Raw genomic sequence first — 16,143 nt, 5'->3', positions numbered from 1 at the left:
AGGATATCTGAGAGGAGCTGTCCTTAGTACGAGAGGACCGGGATGGACGGACCGCTGGTGGACCGGTTGGCTTGCCAAAGCCATGGCCGGGTAGCCAAGTCCGGAAGGGATAAACGCTGAAGGCATCTAAGCGTGAAGCCCCCCTCAAGATGAGATATCCCATTCTTAGTGAAGTAAACCCCCTTGAAGACGACGAGGTAGATAGGGCAGAGGTGGAAGTGTGGTAACACATGGAGCTGACTGTTACTAATCGGGTGAGGGCTTGACCAACCAGCCGAGGAAGCGGGGATACCCCCCGCTGTAGTATCGGTACGCAGGTTAAATTTGATTCAAAAAGTTTGATTAACCATCAACAAAGCATGTATGTAGTTTTTAAGGTACAAAGGGAAAGAGGAAAGCAGGAGAAAAATCAGTACATGGATTTTTCTCCTGTTTTTATTATATATAATCATACATCTCCCACCATTTACATCTCTTTTTCCATATGCTACAATAGGTAAGACCAAAGGAGCCTGACCAGGCTGTGAGGAGGTGCAGGCTTTGACCTTTGAACTTGATTTGGGAAATTTAATCGTAAGGAGGAAAGAAAAGAGTATGTTTAATTTTCTTGTGACTGCCGAAGGCGGTCTCACAACGGCAGGATATGCCGTATCTGTTATTGCAGTCCTGATTTTGATAATTCTGGTAGCAGTATTACTTCAGAAAAACACATCTGCATTAAAATTTACCACACAGCAGCTGGTTACCTGTGCAGTAGCATTGGCACTTGCATATGTAACTTCCTACATTAAGATATTTAAACTGCCATTTGGCGGATCTGTGACCTTGTTCAGTATGTTGTTTATTGTTCTGATCGGTTACTGGTATGGCATTAAGGTAGGAATTCTTACCGGTCTTGTATATGGGATTTTTCAGTTCCTCCAGGAGCCATATGTCCTTTCATTTTTTCAGGTATGCTGTGATTACATTCTGGCATTTGGAGCCATGGGGCTTTCCGGATTATTTACAAAATCCAGAAAACATGGTCTTCTTAAAGCATACATACTAGCAATTCTGGCAAGAGGGGCATTCCATGCACTTGGCGGATATCTTTATTGGATGGATTATATGCCGGATAATTTCCCGAAGTCTCTGACAGCTTTGTATCCGATTATTTACAATTACAGTTATATTCTTCTGGAAGGTGTACTGACGATCGTAGTAATTTCTATTCCGGCAGTATCCCGTGCACTTGGGCGAATGCGAATAATGGCAACTGGTGGAAACCGACAATCTGCAGCCACCGAAAAATAATTAATACAGACACATAAATAAAAATAGATCGTTCAAGCTACTACGATCTTTTTTTATTGAAAAATCACAAAAAGTTATATAAAACAAACCAAAAACACAAAGAATACTTTTCACCTAAAGAAAGTTGTGCTATGATAATCAGGCGGAATAATTTCCCATTCAAACGGATGAAGGCAAGTCCCCACCTACAGTTTATTGCTTTTCGCAACCACATAGGAGACTTCTTTGATTCGGTTAAAATATTTCAGACAGATATAACATATCTGAACATATAAAATACAAAAGAAAAAGCAGCCATACAGTTGCGAAAAGGAGAATATCTTAAGTAATCAAATTTGTTGACTAATGTGATCAAATGTGTTTAAAAGTACTCAAAAGAGTAAATTATTATGAACACATCAAATATCACAAATTACAAGCCAAAAGATTTTGCTGAACTGTTAGGTGTATCTGTAAAAACATTACAGCGTTGGGATAGAGACGGAACTCTAAAGGCAAACCGAACTCCAACTGATAGACGTTATTACACTTATGACCAATATCTGCAATTCAAAGGAATAAGTACTGAAGATGACCAACGTCAGGTAGTTATTTATGCCAGGGTATCTACAAGAAATCAAAAAGATGATTTACAAAACTAGGTTGCATTTTTACGACAGTTTTGTAATGCCAAAGGTATTATTGTAGACCAGTGTATTGAAGATTATGGAAGTGGCCTTAATTACAATCGTAAAAAGTGGAACGAATTATTAGATGAAGTGATGGAACAAAAAATCAAAACCTCGTGCAGGATATTGTTTCAATACTCCATGTGTTCTCTTGCAGGTTGTACGGACTTCGTAAGTATAAAAAACAAATAGAAAGGGATGTGGAAATTGCTAAAGAGCTTCAAGACGGAAATAAATCCGTCAGAGGAACAGAAAGTCAAGATTCATAAGACGATAGGAACTTGTAGATTTATTTATAATTTCTATCTTGCCCATAATAAAGAACTTTACAACAACGGTGAAAAGTTTATGAGCAGTAACAGGTTTAGAGTCTGGCTTAACAATGAATATCTTTCTGAGCATCCGGAGTATTCGTGGATCAAGGAAGCTTATTCAAAAGCAGTAACACAGTCAGTAAATAATGGACAAACTGCTTTTACAAGATTTTTCAATCACGAGAGTGCTTTTCCTAAGTTCAAAAAGAAAGGCAGATCTGATGTAAAGATGTATTTTGTAAAGAATAATCCAAAGGATTGTCGTTGCGAAAGGCATAGAATCAATATTCCGTCACTTGGTTGGGTCCGTATCAAAGAAAAAGGATATATTCCAACAACTAAAGACGGATATGTGGTTAAAAGTGGCACGGTCTCAATGAAAGCTGACAGATACTATGTTTCAGTTCTTGTAGAAATTTCTGATAACAAGATTGCTGATAATTCCAATGCAGGAATTGGCATAGACTTGGGATTAAAGGATTTTGCCATTGTTTCTAATGGTAAGACTTATAAGAACATCAACAAGTCAGCAAGACTGAAAAAGCTTGAGAAACAACTTATTCGGGAACAGAGATGTCTCTCCCGTAAGTATGAAAATCTAAAGAAAGGAGAAGTCACTCAAAGGGCGAATATACAAAAACAAAAACTCAAGGTACAGAAACTTCATCATAAGATAGATAATATCCGTACTGATTACATTAACAAGACAATCACTGAGATAGTGAAAACCAAGCCATCTTATATAACGATCGAGGACTTAAATGTAAATGGTATGATGAAGAATCGACATCTTTCAAAAGCAGTTGCATCACAAAAGTTTTATGAATTTAGAACAAAGCTGCAAATCAAATGCAATGAAAATGGGATCGAACTTCGAATAGTAGATAGATGGTATCCATCATCTAAAACCTGTCACTGCTGTGGCGCTATCAAAAAAGATTTAAAGCTTTCAGATAGAATATTCAAATGCAGTTGCGGTTATGTCGAAGACAGAGATCTCAATGCTGCACTTAATTTGAGAGATGCAATAACTTACGAAGTTGCATAACTAAAACGCAAACGTAAGTATGTACCGAAGGCTATTTTCGGGAATTTACGACTGCGGAGTGTACAAGAACTTGTGAGTAGATATGATTTCGGTCAATCAAAAACATACACGGTGAAGCAGTAAGTAGAACTCGTGAGAGTCTACGTTATCTCGATGTGAGTATATTTACACATATTTTGAGTGGCAGAAGAAAAAGATGTCTAAAAAAATTGAACGAAATGATCCCTGCTGGTGTGGAAGCGGAAAAAAATATAAAAAATGTCATGAAGCATTTGATGAAAAAATGGAACTCATGAAAAAGAAGGGGTATGCAGTTCTTGACCATGATCTGATCAAGACACCTGCACAGATCGAGAAGATCAAAGAGAGCTGCAAGATCAATGTTGCAGTTCTTGATTATGTTGCAGAGCATATCGGACCAGGCGTGACGACACAGCAGATTGATGACTGGGTACATGAAGAAACAGTACGTCATGGCGGAATTCCGGCACCACTTAATTATGAAGGTTTTCCAAAAAGCGTATGTACATCTATCAACGAGGTAGTATGCCACGGAATCCCGGATGAAGAAATTGTCTTAAAAGAAGGTGATATTGTCAATGTAGATGTATCCACCATTTATCAGGGATATTTTTCTGATTCCTCCCGTATGTTCTGTATTGGACAGGTAAGTCCGGAGAAGGAGAAGCTTGTCCGTGTGACAAAAGAATGCATAGAGCTTGGCCTTGAACAGGTAAAACCATGGACACCGATCGGAAATATGGGAAGTGCTGTACACAAACATGCAGTGGAAAACGGCTATACAGTTGTGAGAGAAATTGGCGGACATGGTGTAGGTCTTGAGTTTCATGAAGATCCATGGGTAAGCTACACATCTAAGGAAGATTCAGGTGTACTCATGGTACCCGGAATGATCTTTACTATTGAACCAATGGTCAATATGGGATCTGATGAAATCTATACAGATGAGATCGATGACTGGACAGTGAGGACAGAGGATGGTCTGCCATCGGCACAGTGGGAGATCATGGTCCTTGTCACAGAAACAGGACATGAGGTCCTTTGCTGGTAAAAGCCATCGAAAATCCGGAAAAAAAGTCCTTGCAATGAGAAGTTATCTAGTGTATAATCACATATGTTGTGAAAAAAGATGGTCCTCTGTTACCATATGTGTATTAAGAACATCCAGTATAATTAAGGAGAGAAAGAAATGAACGAAATTATTAAGAACATTGAGTCCGCTCAGCTGAAAGCTGAAGTACCGCAGTTCCGCGTAGGAGACACAGTAAGAGTACACGCACTGATCAAAGAGGGAACACGTGAGCGTGTTCAGATCTTCGAGGGTACAGTACTTAAGAGACAGGGTGGAAGCACAAGAGAGACTTTCACAGTAAGAAAGAGCTCCAACGGTGTTGGTGTTGAGAAAACATGGCCGCTTCATTCCCCACATGTAGTTAAGGTTGAGGTTATCCGTCATGGTAAAGTACGCCGTGCGAAACTGAACTACCTGAGAGATCGTGTAGGTAAAGCAGCTAAGGTTAAAGAGCTTGTAAAATAATTTCATAAGTAAAGAGGCAGGGACAATAACATTTGCTATTGTCCCTCTTTTTACATCAGTGCGTATGCGTGTAAAGACACATACAGGGGATAGAATATGGGATTAAATAAGAAGATTAATATCGAAAATCTGAAGGAAAACAGAGCTGTTTCCGAAGCAAGGGAGAAGCTTCGTGATGACAGGACAAGAGGAATCGTGAAATGGGTGTTTGAAATTATTGTGACCCTGGTTTTTGCTGTGCTGGTTGCAATTTCTGCATTTCAGACTGTGACATTGCAAGAAAGTGCCATGGAACCCACGTATTCTGTAAGTGAAAAGTTTTTTGTAAACAGGGCTTTATATAAGGTCAGTTCACCAAAACGTGGAGATGTGATCGTTTTTAAAACAAGCGCCAGTGACTCGGCAGCCCTGCATATCCGACGTGTGATCGGCCTTCCCGGGGAGACTGTTCAGGTTAAAGACGGGAAGATCTATATCAACGGCAAGGTTTATGAAGAAAACGGAGCTTATCAGGATATGACAGATGGAGGACTTGCAAATAGTGCTATAACTCTGGAAAGCGGGGAATATTTTGTCCTTGGTGATAATCGCAATAACAGTGAGGACAGCCGCTTCAGCGATATCGGAAATATCAGTAAGAAGTACATTGTCGGGAAAGTTTGGTTTACAGTTTCTCCGAAAAATAAAATAGGTTTTATAAAATAGATCAAAGTAAACAGATTAAAGTATAGATAAATGAGGTGAATTATGAACGTACAGTGGTATCCAGGCCATATGACGAAGGCGAAGCGTCAGATGCAGGAAGATATCAAGCTGATCGATCTGATCATTGAGCTTGTAGATGCAAGAGTTCCTCTTTCCAGCCGAAATCCGGATATTGATGAGCTGGGAAAAAACAAGGCGCGTATGATCCTTCTCAACAAAGCAGATCTTGCCGATGAGAGACAGAACCGTGCCTGGATGGAATATTTCAAAGAAAAAGGAATCTATGCGGTAAGTATTGATTCCCGCAATAAGGGATCTATGAAGGCCGTTTCTGCGGCAATCACAGAGGCATGTAAGGAAAAGACAGAGAGAGACCGGAGACGAGGAATCAAAAACCGTCCGGTACGTGCGATGGTTGCAGGAATCCCTAATGTTGGAAAATCAACATTTATCAATACCTTTGCAGGAAAAGCCTGTGCCAAGACCGGTAATAAACCAGGAGTTACAAAAGGAAAACAGTGGATACGTCTGAATAAAAGTGTGGAGCTTCTGGATACCCCTGGAATTCTCTGGCCAAAATTTGAAGATCAGGAAGTTGGAATGCGTCTTGCCTATATCGGTTCGATCAAGGACGATATTCTGAACATCGAAGAACTTGCCCTGGGTCTGATCGGATATCTGCAGGAGTTTTATCCGGCAGCGATCAGAGAGAGATACAATGTAGAAGAAGAGCTGAAACCGCTGGATATCCTTACTGCAGTTGCGAAAGCAAGAGGATGTCTGAAAAAGGGCGAAGAGCTTGATTATGAGAAAGCATCCCGCCTTTTGCTGGAAGAATTTCGTTCCGGAAAACTGGGAAAAGTGACTCTGGAGTTTCCAAAAGGTCCGGAGGAAGCGTAATGGAAACAATGAAAGATATCAAGGCGCGTTTTGCGTCAGCGAAGGAGGGCGAATATAACGCCCTTTTTCGTCATTATGAAAATGATGAGAGAAGCGGTGTACAGAAACTGATCCAGCAGTATCACAAAAAGCTTCAGGCTCTGGAGGATGAGCGTGTACGTACAGAGAGCATGAAGAAATATGAACATGAATATGAGCATCTTGGATATCTTTGCGGGATCGATGAGGTGGGAAGAGGCCCTCTTGCCGGACCGGTAGTCGCCTGTGCGGTGATCCTTCCGAAAGACTGCGATATTTTATGGCTGAATGATTCTAAAAAGCTTACAGCTAAGAAGAGAGAAGAATTGTACGATGTGATCCTGGAGGGAGCAGTTTCTGTTGGAATTGGAATGGCAAGTCCGGAGAGGATTGATGAGATCAATATCCTGCAGGCAACCTATGAGGCAATGCGTCAGGCAGTGAGCAGGCTTTCTGTGCAGCCGCAGCTGCTTTTGAACGATGCGGTTACCATACCGGAAATCCAGATTCCGCAGGTACCCATCATCAAAGGTGATGCAAAAAGTGTATCCATTGCGGCAGCAAGTATTGTTGCCAAAGTGACCAGAGACCGGATGATGGAAGAATATGATAAGGTTCTTCCGGAATACGGATTTGCCTCCAATAAAGGATATGGTTCTGCAGCGCATATTGAAGCATTGAAGAAATATGGACCAAGTCCGATACATAGAAAAACGTTTATCACACATTTTGTATAAAAATACTTAAGATACCGACATCAAAAACAGAAAGGTTTTGTTTATCTGAAGGAAAATAGAAGACAGAAGGGCAGCTATTATGAAGGAATTGCTGCAGCGTTCCTGGAAGAAAAGGGGCTACAGATCAAGGAAAGAAATTTTCGCTGCCGAAGTGGTGAGATCGATCTTGTTGCACAGGATGGAAGATATCTGGTGTTTATTGAAGTGAAATACAGAAAGAACGGAAAGAGTGGAAGTCCTTTTTCAGCGGTAGGGAGAGAAAAACAGAGGATCATCAGCAAAGTGGCAATGTTTTATCTGATTGCACATGGATACCGGGAGTTGCCTCCCTGCCGTTTTGACGTAGTAGGAATTGATGGAGAGAACATCCACTGGATAAAAAATGCTTTTGATTTTTGCAGTTGAAAGGACTGGTCACATAAGATGAAAATAAAATGGTATAAAGATAAACAGCTAATGAATGTAAATCAGAAGAACAAGGTTACCTGGCTTACATATCCTGCTTTTGAGAAACTTCCCGGGATCGTACATGGCTTCAGTACCCGCCTGGGAGGAGTAAGCCAGGGGATTTATGAATCTATGAACTTAAGCTTCACAAGAGGGGATGAAGAGTCTGCGGTGCGGGAAAATTACCGCAGACTTTCTGCTGCTATGGGATTTTCCATGGAAGATATCGTAACCTCTGATCAGACACACACCACCAATGTACGTGTGGTCACGGAAGAAGACAGAGGAAATGGGATCACAAAACCAAGACCTTATACAGATGTGGATGGAATGATCACCAATGTGCCGGGACTGGTGCTGGCAACGTTTTATGCGGACTGTGTACCACTTTTCTTTATAGATCCGGTACATAGAGCTGTGGGATTATCTCATTCCGGCTGGAGAGGTACTGTAGGAAAGATCGGAAAAGTGACGGTGGAGAAGATGACTGAGGAATTTCAGACAGATCCTTCAGAGCTTTATGCAGCCATTGGTCCTTCTATCTGTCAGGATTGCTATGAAGTTAGTGAAGATGTGATCGATCAGTTTAGAGAGGCGTTTGAAGAAAAATACTGGGATGTGCTTTTTTACAGAAAACCAGATGGGAAATACCAGCTGAATCTGTGGGAGGCGAACCGAAGGATCTTTCTGGATGCAGGCATAAAAGAAGAGCGGATCTCAATGCCGGGCATCTGCACCTGCTGTAATCCGCTCTTTCTTTACTCACACAGGGCTTCTCACGGGAAACGTGGAAACCTGGGAGCATTTATTACTGTTCGTTGACTTTTTTCATGAGATCCATGATCTTTTCGTTGCTGGAACGAACCTTCTCGACAGATACATCATGATTGATGATATCGATGATACTTGCAAGATATTTGCTCATGTTTGCTTCGATATAGTATGGACGATCAAGAAGCTCAGGAATACGATAGTTAAGGTTGGTTGTGATGACTCTGTCCAGCCAGCCTTTTTCGTAATATTCATCAAATTTGGCTACGCCATCTGTAAACAGACCGTAGGTTGTGCAGACGAATACACGTCCGGCTTTACGCTCTTTGAGCTGACGGGCAACATCCAGCATACTTTCTCCAGAAGAGATCATATCGTCGATGATGACAACGTCTTTGCCCTCTACGGAATCTCCGAGGAATTCGTGAGCAACGATCGGGTTCTTTCCGTTGACAACGGTGGAGTAATCACGGCGTTTGTAGAACATACCCATATCGACTCCAAGGATATTGGAGAAGTATACAGCACGGGACATGGCACCTTCATCCGGGCTGATGATCATGAGATGATCATTATCAAGCTTGAAATCAGGGACATTTTTGACCAGTGCTTTCAGGAACTGGTATGTGGGGAAAAAGTTATCAAAGCCCTTCAGCGGAATAGAGTTCTGTACACGTGGGTCATGAGCATCAAAAGTAATGATGTTGGAAACACCCATGGCACTTAACTCGCGAAGTGCAAGTGCACAGTCAAGAGATTCTCTCTTGGTGCGTCTGTGCTGACGTCCCTCGTAAAGAAATGGCATGATAACGTTGATGCGGTGTGCTTTACCGGTGGCTGCGGAGATGATTCTCTTCAGATCCTGGTAATGGTCATCCGGAGACATGTGGTTCTCATGACCGCATACGCTGTAAGTAAGGCTGTAATTGGTCACATCTACCATGATATAAAGGTCTGTTCCGCGGACAGATTCCTTGATGTAACCCTTACCCTCACCGGTTCCGAAACGTGGGCATTCGCAATCTACAAGGAAAGATTTTTCTGCATATCCCTGTGGGATGATGGTAGATTTCTTGGCGGCTACAAGTTCTTTACGGAATTTAACCAGCTTTTTGTCAACCTCCTCGGCCAGTTCGCGACATCCGGCAAGTGCGGCGATTCGGATCGGGGCAACAGGCATAGACTTTTCCAGCAATTCTATGTTTGGCATAATATTCCTCCTAAGTGTATGTCATTAAAAATTCTCAGTCTATTTATAACATCAGACCCACGTGTCAGTCAAGGTGTTTTCTCAAAGTGTTGATTTTTAAGAGCAAAGTTGTTATTATATACGGGATAGAAAAGGGAGATAATGATGAAATTAAGAAAGCATATGATTTCCAGGGTGCTGCCCGACAGTATTGCCGAGGAGCTGGGGCTGGAGCCGGGAGACAGACTTGTGTCTGTAAACGGACAGCCTGTGGAAGATGTCTTCGATTACCGGTATCTCATGAATGAAGAGCTCGTGGTGCTTCTGGTAGAGAAGCCTGATGGTGAAGAGTGGGAGCTGGAGGTAGAGAAGGAATATGAGGAAGACCTTGGAATAGAATTTGAGAACGGAGGACTGATGGATGACTATCGCTCCTGTTCAAATAAGTGTATGTTCTGTTTTATTGACCAGATGCCTCCAGGTATGCGTGAGACGCTGTATTTTAAGGATGATGATTCCAGGCTTTCCTTTCTTCAGGGAAATTATGTTACGCTTACCAATATGAGCGAGAAGGATATTGAGCGTGTGATCCGCTATCATCTGGAACCGATCAACATTTCGTTCCAGGCAATGAATCCGGAACTCCGGTGTAAAATGCTGCATAACCGTTTTGCAGGAAAGGCTCTGGATAAGGTGGATATGCTGTACAATGCAGGAATCACCATGAATGGACAGATCGTACTGTGTAAGGGTGTCAATGACGGAGACGAGCTGGAATACAGCCTCGAAAAGCTTTCCGCTTATGCGCCGGTCCTTCAGAGCGTTTCTGTTGTACCGGTAGGACTTACCAAATACAGAGAAGGTCTCTATCCTCTGGAACCTTTTAATAAGGAAGATGCTGAAAAAGTCCTGGGGCAGATCGAACGCTGGCAGAAGATCATGATGGAGAAATATGGGATCCATTTTATCCATGCTTCAGACGAATGGTATATTCTGGCAGACAGGGAGCTTCCCTGTGAGGATGAATATGATGGATATCTGCAGCTTGAGAATGGCGTGGGAATGCTCAGACTTCTGGAAACGGAAGTAAAAGAAACGCTGGAGGGGCTTTCCGGTGACGACCGTAAGGTGACAGGCAGGATCGCCACAGGAAAACTGGCAGCGCCTTTTATCGCACGCTATATTAAAGAGATCCAGAAGAAATATCCCAATGTGCAGATTCCGGTCACAACCATCGAGAATCGTTTTTTCGGTGAAAAGATCACAGTGTCCGGCCTGATCACCGGGCAGGATCTGAAAGAGCAGCTTTCCGGTCTTGACCTTGGAGAGAAGATTCTGATCCCGTGCAGCATGCTGAAAGGTGATGAGGAGATTTTTCTGGATGACATGACACTGGAAGAGCTTTCGGAAGCGCTGAACACAGAAATTGTAATCGTAGACACAGGAGGACGTGATCTGGTGAAAGCTGTGATCAACCCTCCGGAACATAAACAAACAAGAAGGAGACAGATTTATGAGCAAACCAGTAGTAGCGATAGTGGGAAGGCCTAATGTAGGCAAATCCACTCTGTTTAACGCTCTGGCAGGTGACAATATTTCCATAGTAAAGGATACACCAGGAGTAACCCGTGACAGGATTTATGCAGATGTCACATGGCTTGACAGGACATTTACCCTGATCGATACAGGCGGAATCGAGCCGGACAGCAGCGATATCATCCTCTCAAGAATGAGAGAGCAGGCACAGATCGCCATTGATACGGCAGACGTGATCATTTTTATCACAGATGTCCGCCAGGGTCTTGTGGATTCCGATGCCAAGGTGGCAGATATGCTCCGCCGCAGCGGCAAGCCGGTACGTCTTGTAGTTAACAAGGTAGACAGCCACCAGAAATATATGATGGACGTATATGAGTTTTACAATCTTGGAATCGGAGAACCGATCCCGATTTCCGCAGCTAACAGACAAGGTCTTGGAGACATGCTGGATGAGGTGATCAAAGAGTTCCCGGATAAGAGTGAAGAGGAAGATCAGGATGATATTCCGAAGATCGCCATTGTAGGAAAGCCGAACGTGGGAAAATCTTCTCTGATCAACAAGCTTCTTGGAGAGGAGCGTGTGATCGTATCCAATATTGCAGGAACCACACGTGATGCTATTGACACAAAGGTTACCTGGAACAAAAAAGATTATATTTTTATCGATACTGCAGGACTTCGACGCAAGGGTAAGGTAAAAGAAGAGATTGAGCGCTACAGTGTTATCCGTACTGTGACAGCTGTAGAGCGTGCAGATGTGGTTGTAGTTGTGATCGATGCTTCCGAGGGTGTTACCGAGCAGGATGCTAAGATCGCGGGAATCGCTCATGACAGAGGAAAGGGTATCATCGTAGCGGTAAATAAATGGGATGCCATTGAGAAAAATGACAAGACCATCTACAAGCATACGGAAAAGATCCGTCAGATCCTTTCCTTTATGCCATATGCACAGATCATCTTTATCTCTGCAAAAACAGGTCAGAGACTTCCAAAGCTTTTCGAAAATATCGATACAGTTATCGAAAATCAGACACTTCGTATCCAGACAGGTGTTCTTAATGAGATCCTTTCTGAGGCAGTCGCTCTTCAGCAACCGCCGTCTGACAGAGGAAGAAGACTGAAGATCTTCTATATGACACAGGTTGCGGTAAAACCGCCGACATTTGTTATCTTTGTCAATGACAAGGAACTGATGCATTTTTCCTATGTAAGATATCTGGAGAACAAGATCAGGGATGCATTTGGATTTTCCGGAACTTCCCTGAAATTTATCATCCGCGAGCGCGGGGAAAAGGAATAAAAGTATGGAACGTATTATTTGTCTTGTTATCGGTTATGTATGCGGGCTTTTTCAGACAGGCTATATTATTGGAAAAGTCCACAAGACAGATATCAGAGATCATGGCAGCGGGAATGCGGGTACTACGAATGCCTTCCGGACCTTTGGAAAGAAAGCGGGAGCGATCACCCTGCTGGGAGACTGCCTGAAGTGTGTACTGGCTATTGTGATCGTGAGAATGGTTTATGGAAATTCCATGAATGGTATCCTTCCGCTTCTTACCCTTTATGCAGCATTGGGATGTATCCTCGGCCACAATTTTCCGATTTCTATGGAATTTCGCGGTGGAAAGGGAATTGCTGCTTCTGTAGGCATGATCATTGCTTTTGACTGGCGGATATTTATTGTATGTGCAGTTGTCTTTTTTGCACTGTTCTTTACAACTCATTATGTATCGCTTTGCTCTCTCAGTGCATATGCGGTGGCTTTTATCCTGATCCTAGTTTTTGGACATATGGGAAAATATGGGATGGATCAGGCGCATACTGTTGAGCTTTATATCGTGATGGCAGTTCTTACAGCAATGGCGTTCTACAGACACAGGGCAAACATTGTAAGACTGTTTCATGGAACAGAGAATAAGGTGTTTTTAAGCAGTAAGAATAAAAAATAAGAGGTAAGATTTATGGCAAAAATCAGCGTACTGGGTTCGGGGAGCTGGGGATTAGCCCTGGCACTCCTGTTGCATAATAATGGCCATGAAGTCCTTCTTTGGTCAGCAAGACCGGAGAATGCCCGGAAACTCCGGGAAAAAAGAGAAAATCCTGACAGGCTTCCGGGGGTACGGCTTCCGGATGAAATCGATGTCCTGACAGATCTGGAGCGTGCGCTTAAGGATGTGGATGTAACAGTTCTGGCAGTAGCTTCCCCGTATATCCGGAGTACTGCACACAAGATGGCATCGTTTGTGTGCAGGGACCAGAAGATCGTCAATGTTGCTAAAGGTATTGAGGAAAAGACACTGAAAACACTCAGCGAGGTGATCGAAGAAGAAATCCCGCAGGGTAATGTAGCTGTACTTTCCGGTCCAAGCCATGCGGAAGAAGTAGGACGCGGACTTCCTACAACCTGTGTGATCAGCGCACATACACAGGAAACTGCGGAATACCTTCAGAGTATTTTTATGAGCCCTGTGTTCCGCGTGTATACAACACCGGATATCCTTGGGGTGGAACTTGGCGGAGCACTGAAAAATGTGATCGCACTGGCAGCAGGTACTGCCGACGGCCTTGGATATGGAGATAATACCAAGGCGGCACTGATCACCAGGGGAATCACAGAAATAGGAAGACTTGGTAAAAAAATGGGGGCGCAGATGGAAACCTTTTACGGCCTGTCCGGGATCGGCGACCTGATCGTGACTTGTGCAAGTAAGCATAGCCGTAATCGAAAGGCCGGATATCTGATCGGCCAGGGATATACGATGGAAGAAGCTATGAAAGAAGTGCAGATGGTTGTGGAAGGCGTTTATTCTGCAAGAGCTGCAAGAGAGCTTGCGGAGAAATATGAGGTGGAGATGCCTATCATAACGGAAGTGAACCGCGTACTGTTTGAAGGAAAATCAGCAGCGGAAGCAGTAATGGACCTGATGCTGCGTGATAAAAAAGTGGAAACGCCCATGCTCCCGTGGGGAAATGCGTGAGCGGATCAGTTAAATATTTCCGGGTTTCAGATATGTGAAATGCTAAGCTGGGAATAACAGGATCGCCGTATCAACTGAAAAGAAAAAATAAAAAGATATCTGTCAGAAGATCACTTATGCTCTGACAGATATCTTTTTTGCATTATTATGGGAAATTAAAACTGAATATCACGGAGATCTTCTGGAACATGAGAAGTATGCAGATCTTCGTTCAGTGTATCGATGATCGCCATATCTTCATCCTCGATGTTGAAGTCAAAGATATTTCCATTGCTGCGGATTCGTTCCGGGTTGATGGATTTCGGAATGACAGAAATTCCCTTCTGTATTGCCCAGCGAAGCCCGATCTGTGCAGGAGTCCTGGCATATTTGGTCCCCAGAACACACATTACATCATTATCAAAATATGCACCTCTTGCCAGAGGAGCATAAGCCTGTACCTGAATACCGAAAGCCTTGCAGTATTCGATCAGTTCAGCAGGGTAACACAAAGGATGGCACTCGATCTGGTTTACAGCAGGAATAACCCCGGATATCTTACGAAGCTCTTCCAGATGCCGGATATCAAAATTACTGACGCCGATACTTAAAGCACGTCCAGATTCCAGAATGGATTCCAGCTCTTTCCAGGTGCTCAAATAGCAGCCGGGAACCGGCCAGTGTATCAGATAGAGATCTACATAACTGACTTTCAGACGGTCGAGACTACGGGAAAAAGCTCCCTGGACATCGCCGAGACGCTGCGCATTGTTCCAGATTTTGCTGGTGATGAAAAGATCCTTTCTGGGAACTCCGCATTTGGCAATGGCACGTCCAACGCTTTCTTCATTTTTATAAACAGAAGCGGTATCGATCATGCGGTAGCCGGCGGAAATAGCAGAAGTGACTGCTGCTTCGGCCTGTACGTCATCGGGCAACTTGTATACGCCAAGCCCCAGAAGAGGCATTTCTCTGTCGTTGTTCAGAAAAACAGTTTCTTTCAAAATAATTCCTCCTTGTATGTTCTGCTTTCCATGCTTTTGCTATTATAGCACAAAAATATGAAAGAATCACATCAATTATATTACAAAAGTGATAAAGCTTAGAGTTGGACAGACGCGCAGACTGGGTAATAAGTTGTGGTTTGAAGAGACTAACTTCGTTAAAAATGAAACAATCGAGTTAATTTACTGTCAAAGTTTTTGGAAAAATAGGAAAAACAGCATATAATTTTGGCTATATTTTATAATTATTTTCTTGATAATAACAGTGAAAAGATGTATAATAAATTTAATTGATAAATTCTTGTCATGAGAGTGTCCGCCCGGCGGATACAGGAAAGGGGTATTTATGCATTTAATCAAAGATGAGAATGGCAATCTTGTTCAGCATGGACATGCAGACAGCCATGAACATACACATGAGCACACCCATGAGGACGGTGTGACTCACAGCCATACACACAGCCATGCGGAAGGAGATAACCATTGTCATACACACGGTGATGGACACTGCGGTTCCTGCGAGAGCGGTGACTGCAAGAATGAGACTGTAGCACTTCTTACCTACATGCTGCAGCATAACGAGCATCATGCCGCAGAACTTGATCAGATGGCTGACAATCTTAAGAAGCTTAACATGGATGCAGCTGCGAAGACGATCAAAGAGGCAGTTGCAGATTTTCAGAAAGGCAATATGAGACTTGGACTTGCCCTTACACTTGTTAAGGAAGAGTTGAAATAAAAACCGACAGAATAGTTTTGACAGCATAGTGGTTAAATGATGCCACTTATTTGGAGGAATGATTATGTGTCTTGCAACAGTATATAAGGAAGAAGATAATTCTGTGATCTTTAAGAATGTAAGCCGGATCGATGTGGACGGAAATAAATTGATCCTTCGAGATATCATGGGAGATGAGCGCGTGGTAGAAGGCAGTATCCTTATGGTGGATCTTGCAAACAGCATCGTGAAACTGCAGTGTAACTGATACAAA

17 protein-coding genes, 1 rRNA gene and 1 pseudogene are annotated in these 16,143 nt (G+C 42.9%); 17 read left to right on the top strand and 2 right to left on the bottom strand.

Translation table 11 applies throughout. The features are described 5' to 3' along the window. The 11 genes and pseudogenes from BLP57_RS12225 to pgeF all read left to right on the top strand — a co-directional run. Positions 1-270: ribosomal RNA gene (locus BLP57_RS12225) — 23S ribosomal RNA — on the top strand; the annotation flags it as partial. A 324-nt stretch (positions 271-594) separates the two neighbouring features. Then, entirely contained in the window at positions 595-1,293 is a 699-nt protein-coding gene (locus tag BLP57_RS12220) for an energy-coupled thiamine transporter ThiT (protein WP_022427325.1), read from the top strand. 404 nt (positions 1,294-1,697) lie between these two features. Next, a pseudogene (locus BLP57_RS12215) lies at positions 1,698-2,230 on the top strand (IS607 family transposase). Further along, positions 2,160-3,323, top strand: a complete 1,164-nt coding sequence (locus tag BLP57_RS12210) for an RNA-guided endonuclease InsQ/TnpB family protein (RefSeq protein ID WP_092072037.1) — start codon at positions 2,160-2,162, stop codon at positions 3,321-3,323. The pseudogene BLP57_RS12215 and the gene BLP57_RS12210 overlap by 71 nt, the downstream one beginning before the upstream one ends. Positions 3,324-3,519: 196 nt before the next feature. Next, the gene (locus tag BLP57_RS12205; RefSeq protein WP_092072034.1) at positions 3,520-4,395 is read left to right on the top strand and encodes a methionyl aminopeptidase; all 876 of its coding nucleotides are present in this window, start codon (positions 3,520-3,522) and stop codon (positions 4,393-4,395) included. 138 nt (positions 4,396-4,533) lie between these two features. After that, a complete protein-coding gene (gene rplS / locus BLP57_RS12200) occupies positions 4,534-4,881 on the top strand; it encodes a 50S ribosomal protein L19 (RefSeq protein WP_015525316.1) in 348 nt (115 codons plus the stop codon). 96 nt (positions 4,882-4,977) lie between these two features. Continuing rightward, positions 4,978-5,586, top strand: coding sequence for a signal peptidase I (gene lepB, locus BLP57_RS12195; RefSeq protein ID WP_015525315.1), 609 nt, complete (start codon positions 4,978-4,980; stop codon positions 5,584-5,586). Positions 5,587-5,628: 42 nt separating this feature from the next. Further along, positions 5,629-6,486, top strand: coding sequence for a ribosome biogenesis GTPase YlqF (gene ylqF, locus BLP57_RS12190; RefSeq protein ID WP_015525314.1), 858 nt, complete (start codon positions 5,629-5,631; stop codon positions 6,484-6,486). Then, the gene (locus tag BLP57_RS12185; protein ID WP_015525313.1) at positions 6,486-7,241 is read left to right on the top strand and encodes a ribonuclease HII; all 756 of its coding nucleotides are present in this window, start codon (positions 6,486-6,488) and stop codon (positions 7,239-7,241) included. The genes ylqF and BLP57_RS12185 overlap by 1 nt, the downstream gene beginning before the upstream one ends. Before the next feature lie 45 nt (positions 7,242-7,286). Beyond that, positions 7,287-7,646, top strand: a complete 360-nt coding sequence (locus tag BLP57_RS12180; protein WP_092072031.1) for a YraN family protein — start codon at positions 7,287-7,289, stop codon at positions 7,644-7,646. A gap of 18 nt (positions 7,647-7,664) precedes the next feature. Further along, positions 7,665-8,510, top strand: coding sequence for a peptidoglycan editing factor PgeF (gene pgeF / locus BLP57_RS12175; protein WP_092072028.1), 846 nt, complete (start codon positions 7,665-7,667; stop codon positions 8,508-8,510). On the opposite strand, the gene BLP57_RS12170 is transcribed toward pgeF, so the two are convergent. Further along, the gene (locus BLP57_RS12170) at positions 8,497-9,669 is read right to left on the bottom strand and encodes a ribose-phosphate pyrophosphokinase (protein WP_015525311.1); all 1,173 of its coding nucleotides are present in this window, start codon (positions 9,667-9,669) and stop codon (positions 8,497-8,499) included. The two genes, pgeF and BLP57_RS12170, sit on opposite strands and share 14 nt — an antisense overlap. Positions 9,670-9,813: 144 nt before the next feature. Between BLP57_RS12170 and BLP57_RS12165 the strand changes: the two genes are divergently transcribed. From BLP57_RS12165 to BLP57_RS12150, 4 genes are read left to right on the top strand one after another with little or no spacing between them, the layout of a single operon-like run. Further along, a complete protein-coding gene (locus BLP57_RS12165; protein WP_059085935.1) occupies positions 9,814-11,199 on the top strand; it encodes a DUF512 domain-containing protein in 1,386 nt (461 codons plus the stop codon). Next, positions 11,162-12,487: a ribosome biogenesis GTPase Der gene (gene der / locus BLP57_RS12160; RefSeq protein ID WP_015525309.1), complete on the top strand. Its 1,326-nt coding sequence runs from the start codon at positions 11,162-11,164 to the stop codon at positions 12,485-12,487. The genes BLP57_RS12165 and der overlap by 38 nt, the downstream gene beginning before the upstream one ends. A gap of 4 nt (positions 12,488-12,491) precedes the next feature. After that, complete coding sequence (plsY, locus tag BLP57_RS12155) at positions 12,492-13,139, top strand: glycerol-3-phosphate 1-O-acyltransferase PlsY (protein WP_092072025.1); 648 nt, start codon at positions 12,492-12,494, stop codon at positions 13,137-13,139. A gap of 12 nt (positions 13,140-13,151) precedes the next feature. After that, positions 13,152-14,168 carry an NAD(P)H-dependent glycerol-3-phosphate dehydrogenase gene (locus tag BLP57_RS12150; protein ID WP_021650176.1) on the top strand — a complete coding sequence of 339 codons (1,017 nt, stop codon included), beginning with the start codon at positions 13,152-13,154 and terminating at the stop codon, positions 14,166-14,168. Between the two features lie 155 nt (positions 14,169-14,323). Here the strand turns inward: BLP57_RS12150 and BLP57_RS12145 are convergent, their stop codons facing one another. Further along, a complete protein-coding gene (locus tag BLP57_RS12145; RefSeq protein ID WP_022426672.1) occupies positions 14,324-15,151 on the bottom strand; it encodes an aldo/keto reductase in 828 nt (275 codons plus the stop codon). A gap of 346 nt (positions 15,152-15,497) precedes the next feature. On the opposite strand from BLP57_RS12145, the gene BLP57_RS12140 reads away from it, so the two are divergent. Further along, on the top strand, positions 15,498-15,890 hold the full coding sequence (locus BLP57_RS12140) for a hypothetical protein (RefSeq protein ID WP_015525305.1): 393 nt from the start codon (positions 15,498-15,500) through the stop codon (positions 15,888-15,890). 64 nt (positions 15,891-15,954) lie between these two features. After that, positions 15,955-16,137 (top strand): CooT family nickel-binding protein, encoded by a 183-nt coding sequence (locus tag BLP57_RS12135; protein WP_015525304.1) that lies wholly within the window; start codon positions 15,955-15,957, stop codon positions 16,135-16,137. The last annotated feature ends 6 nt before the right edge of the window (positions 16,138-16,143 follow it).

The sequence above is a fragment of the Blautia sp. SF-50 genome (assembly GCF_900101315.1).
In the GTDB taxonomy this organism is placed as follows: Bacteria; Bacillota; Clostridia; order Lachnospirales; family Lachnospiraceae; genus Blautia_A; species Blautia_A fusiformis.
This window is presented reverse-complemented; position numbering and strand designations above follow the sequence as displayed.